The following is a 4,740-nucleotide window of genomic DNA, read 5'->3' on the forward strand; positions in this document are numbered from 1 at the left end:
GGCGACTCGAACATTTCGAACGTTTCGGTTTGGCCATTGGGTAAGGGTATTTCCAAAGTCAGGGCGGAAGTCCGGCTGCTGAACTCGAGCGGTGCCTTGAGCAGGTGCTGCCGTAGCTGACTTTCTTTGATACTGTAAAGCGTCAGTTTTTTGATATGCTTCGTTACCGAAACGTCCTCTCTCAGGTTGCTGACTGGAAGAGGTTCAAAGAAATTGGTTTGGGCAAACGCATTCCCACAAGCGATCAGCAGAAGGAAAAGTAGGTAGTTTTTTCTCATGAGTAAAAAGGAAGTTTGGTTGAACGATTGTTAGAATTTTGTTACTTTTATTTTTACCTAGAAGCAACCCAAAAGTAACGGAACCGTTTAGAAATATTTTTGGCTTATGGCTCAACGTGGGCTTTCCTCGAGTAAACGACCCAAATAATTATACAAATGGCACATTTACCAGCGGCAAAGTTTAGAGGGATGACCTTGCCGTTCATTTTTTTCGTAGGTCAGGTAAGGGGGAACGACTTGGACTGGCCTTCCCGTGAAATTTCTACCAAATGAAGCCCGACTTCTTTTTGAAAAAATCTGTCCGAAGCGATTATTGCCGATGCTCTCGATACTTCCCAAAAAACTTATTCAACGCCTCCACCTTGTTGTCTACGTGTAACTTGGAGCAGATGTTGTAGATGTGTTTTTTTAGCGTTTTGACGCTGATGAATAATCCGTCGGCAACTTCCTGGTAGGCCAGCCCTTTGGAGAGCATCGTCAGCACGTCCACCTCGAGGGGCGTGATGCCGTAGTCGGTACGCACCTGGCATTTGTGCTGGATTTTGGTTACAATATTGCGGGCGATGTAGCTGCTCATAGGTGAACCTCCTTCATGTACTTCCCGAATGGCCGTGCGCAGTAACTCGGGTTTACTCTTTTTGAGGATATAGGAATTGGCCACCGCTTCGAGCGACTGAAAGACATTCTCGTCTTCATCGTAAATCGTACACATGATGAACTCCACGTTGGGGCAAAGTACTTTGAGCTTCCGCACGCAGTCGATCCCGCTGATGTCCGGCAGGCCAATGTCCATCAGCACTACGTCAGGCAGTAATTCGGGAATCTTTTCCAGTGCCTGGGCTCCGTTCTACACCACCCCTGCCAGGACGTACCCCTCGTCCCGCCCCACAATGGTTTGCAGCAGCAACTGAATGTCAGGATTATCTTCAACGATGAATACGGAAATCATTTTTTAAGGAGTTGATGAGTTCAGAGGCACAAAGTGAAAGATTCGGGTTTTAGCAAGATTTGCACATGAACTCATCTTCAAACAGCATGGGTTACCCCGTCATAAACTCTAAATGACCATCGGTGCCTGAATGCTGACCAAAGTACCATTTTCTGTGATCCAGTCGATGCGGCCTTTGATTGACTCGATGTTCTTTCGCATATTACGGAGGCCTTTGCTCCACAGTTGGGTGGGGGCAGAACTCATGCCCTTGCCGTTGTCGCGGATCAGGATGTGCAGTTCGTTTTCGACCGTGGCGATGGCCAGTTCCACGCGAGAGGCTTCGGCGTGCTTGACCACGTTATGTACCGCTTCCTTCACGGATTGATAAACGTTCCTACGAATAATGCCTTTCAACTCACGCTCCGGCTCGGCAATGGTTTCGGTGAACACCATCTGAATCCCGGCTTCGCCCAGAAAATCGGCGCAAAACTTCCGAATGTAGGCCACCAGACTTTGCAGGTTGTCGTTGTTCACGTTCAGGCTCCACACAATCTCGTTCATGCGCATCGTCATCTCGGAAGAAGCCTTAGCGATAATTTGCGCCTCCGGCCAGTCGGCCAGCTCGCTTTGCATCAGCAATTCGCTGGCTAGTGAGATGGAAGTCAGGGCAGTACCTAGTTCGTCGTGTAGTTCCTGCGAGATGCGCCCGCGCTCCTCCCGCTGGGCCGCGATCCGATTTTTCAGCGCATTCCATTCCGTTTCCAGGTACAGTTTGGCGAGTTTTTCCGATTCCCGCATCTTCCGCTTTCGCCAGTAAAGTACCCCAAGAGGCAAAAAACGGTTTATTCAAGGAAAATGTGGCTCTGGTAGATGCCCGCGCCCGGGCAATCGACCAGACGCATTTCTTCAAAGAACTGGTTTTCTCCGATTTCTCCGAGACCCGTCTACTGGGAGATGCTTACTTATTCGATAACGTTGCCTTCATCGACAACGGACAGATATTTGACCTCGCAGCGGGTGATGGGATTTACACCGCCGTCACGACAACTCCTTATAACGAGCTGGTGCAAGCCGGTTCGCTGACGGGATTGCAGCCAAACTCAGTGGCCAAAGACAGCATAGTCGATCCGGACTTCAAAAAACAACTGCTTTGGCTGATTACCAGTCCCGGTACTTTCAAAACTCATCCACTGTATCCAACGCACGGCCGCCGGGTCGCGTGGTGGCGTGCTACATTTGGTTAGGAGGCAGATGCCGTGCCCATGATTGGGGCCTGTGTGATAACTGCTCCATTCATCATAGCTGTCGCGTCGAATATTGGTAAACTCCCCGATGGGTATCGTGGAAGGCACTTAGCCTGGCGCCCGGTGGCGTATTTAGGTACTTTAAAAATTGTCTTCGATTTTAAGGTTTCGATTATCATGAAAAAAACAATATTTCTGGGATTACTCGCCACTCTGACGAGTTTGTGCGCCCTCTCTCAGTCGTCCGCCGCCCGGCCACAGGTTGGCAAATACTGCAAGCTCTATCGCGCGGGTGAGGGTCTGGTAGTTTCGATGCTGCGGGTTGGCCCCGAAAGCAATCACGAAACACTAGTGGGCTTCACTGGCTTCGATCACCCTTGGGAGGGGAAGATTTCAAAGCCAAAGTTCTCACCGCCGACGGGCGGCAGGAATTTACCATCCAGAATAATGGCCGCCCCTTCGTGGTGCTGGTTTTTCGTGACCGCTACGCTCAAGCCACGCTGTTTCTATCCAAGTACGGCACCGAACTATCCGAGCGACCGTTGGTTTATTCGCAGCCACTTTCGGCCGACTGCGACCCGGATATTTTCCTGTCGCAGTACCTAAATCAGGAGGCCAAAAAATAAGAGTCATTTTGCAATAAAAGTGATAATCAGATTAAAATACGCATTGCCGTAGCGTGCCCCCTTCTACTTTACCAGAACTCGACACTTTTGGCTATCGATAATTATATCAGATTCAACGCACAGAGTCGTTGACGACTGGCATGTACTTATCACTACCCACTAAGTAACAGTTGCTGTTCATGGTGCTGAAAGAGCTTTTCTGAATGACCAATAAAAAAGGGGACAACCGAATGGCAGTCCCCTTTTCCCTTTAACTAATTTATCTACTTTTTCTTCTTGGTCACTGTAAACGGTACGCATACCTGGGCCGGGCAGCAGTCCTCCACCACAATGATCGTGGGGCAGCAGCCATCCGCCGGGCAACTGCCCGAGGCCGAGGTGAAGCTATACTCGTAAGTACCCAGTTCAGTCTCAGAAGCCACGTAAATGTTGTCCGTCGCCACTTGCTCAGGCTGGCCGCCCGCCGCCTTACGGAACCATACCACACCCGTGTACTGCGCCGGAACGGTTAGTTGAACGCCCTGCCCTTGTCCACGGCACACCAGAATGGGTACCGTGAGACACTCACGGTCGAGGTCGTCTTCACCCTCGGCGTTGTCGCCGGGAGTACTATCCACATCCTGCTCGTTGACCTTGCTGATCTGGGCGGTGTTGAATGTTACGCCCGCCGCAATCACTCTCGCTTTGATGACTATGCTCACGGTGTCGCCTGGGGCCACGCTGCCTACCATCCAAACTTTGGTAACCGGGCTATAAGCACCGTTGCTGCTTACAAACTGCAAGCTTGCCGCCAACGTATCGCTTACTTGCACGCCCGTGGCCAGTACTTGACCTTCATTATAGACCCGGATCGTGTAAGCGACCGTATCGCCCAGCATGGCCAGCTTCTTGTCAACCGATTTGTCCAGGGCTAGATCGATCTTATCCGTCGACTTGTTGACCAGCGCAGCGTCCACTGTCAGGTTATTAGTCGCCAAGCTGTCAGCTAACGTACTATTGTCGTCCAGTACTGTCGGATTCAGCGTCACAACCTGACTTAGACCACTCGTCGGATCGAAGTCAGAGTCCGTCATGTCATTTGCATTGGCATTCACGTCCTTCTTGGCCGAAATCTGGCAGGTGTCAGGCAAGGTAGTTTGATCGATTTCTACGATGTAGTTGCCAGCCGACAGGCTGTCGAATAGGTACTTGCCAGCTGCGTCGGTCGTGTCAGAAGCCAGGATCGGCCCGGTCTTCGTGCCATTGGCTGCGGCGTACAGGTTCAGCTTTACGCCTTGCACCGGTGCGTCGCCCCCATCCTGTAGGCCGTCGTTATTTTTGTCCTTGAAGACGTAGTCGCCAATTGAGCCCAGCACACACTGGCCTATGGTGACTACTATCGTGTCAGAACACCCATTAATAGTGTACACAAAGTTGTAAGTATTCCCAGGCAGCAACTCAGAAACCGTATTTCCATTTATCAAGGCTACATTGGGTCCGAACTGCGTGTACACTCCGCCAAGAGGACTGGCTGATAATTCCAAACTCTTCGGAACGCTATTTCCGATGCAGACCAGTGTCGTGTCAGAGCCCGCGTTTGGTAGAGGATTGACGTTGACAGTCAGTTGCGTCGTGTCAGAGCAGCCCAGCAGATTAGATGCTGTCACCGTCAAGGTCACCGT

The 4,740-nt window shown here is 51.0% G+C and carries 6 protein-coding genes; 2 read left to right on the forward strand and 4 right to left on the reverse strand.

Annotation, left to right across the window (positions count from 1 at the left end; translation table 11 throughout):
* From ACEW8P_RS23485 to ACEW8P_RS23495, 3 genes are all read right to left on the reverse strand, one after another.
* Positions 1–278 (reverse strand): hypothetical protein (locus ACEW8P_RS23485; protein WP_373515500.1); only part of this gene is annotated, 278 nt, incomplete at its 3' end.
* Positions 279–588: 310 nt separating this feature from the next.
* Positions 589–1,071, reverse strand: coding sequence for a LuxR C-terminal-related transcriptional regulator (locus ACEW8P_RS23490; protein ID WP_373515501.1), 483 nt, complete (start codon positions 1,069–1,071; stop codon positions 589–591).
* Positions 1,072–1,335: 264 nt separating this feature from the next.
* Entirely contained in the window at positions 1,336–2,043 is a 708-nt protein-coding gene (locus ACEW8P_RS23495; protein WP_373515502.1) for a sensor histidine kinase, read from the reverse strand.
* Between the two features lie 23 nt (positions 2,044–2,066).
* Between ACEW8P_RS23495 and ACEW8P_RS23500 the strand changes: the two genes are divergently transcribed.
* Together ACEW8P_RS23500 and ACEW8P_RS23505 are read left to right on the forward strand one after the other, a co-directional pair.
* Positions 2,067–2,453, forward strand: a complete 387-nt coding sequence (locus ACEW8P_RS23500; RefSeq protein ID WP_373515503.1) for a hypothetical protein — start codon at positions 2,067–2,069, stop codon at positions 2,451–2,453.
* Positions 2,454–2,830: 377 nt separating this feature from the next.
* Positions 2,831–3,079 carry a hypothetical protein gene (locus ACEW8P_RS23505; RefSeq protein ID WP_373515504.1) on the forward strand — a complete coding sequence of 83 codons (249 nt, stop codon included), beginning with the start codon at positions 2,831–2,833 and terminating at the stop codon, positions 3,077–3,079.
* Between the two features lie 263 nt (positions 3,080–3,342).
* Here the strand turns inward: ACEW8P_RS23505 and ACEW8P_RS23510 are convergent.
* A partial coding sequence (locus tag ACEW8P_RS23510; RefSeq protein WP_373515505.1) for an SdrD B-like domain-containing protein occupies positions 3,343–4,740 on the reverse strand: 1,398 nt, incomplete at its 5' end.

Source organism: Persicitalea sp. (assembly GCF_041751555.1).
Lineage (GTDB): Bacteria > Bacteroidota > Bacteroidia > Cytophagales > Spirosomataceae > Persicitalea.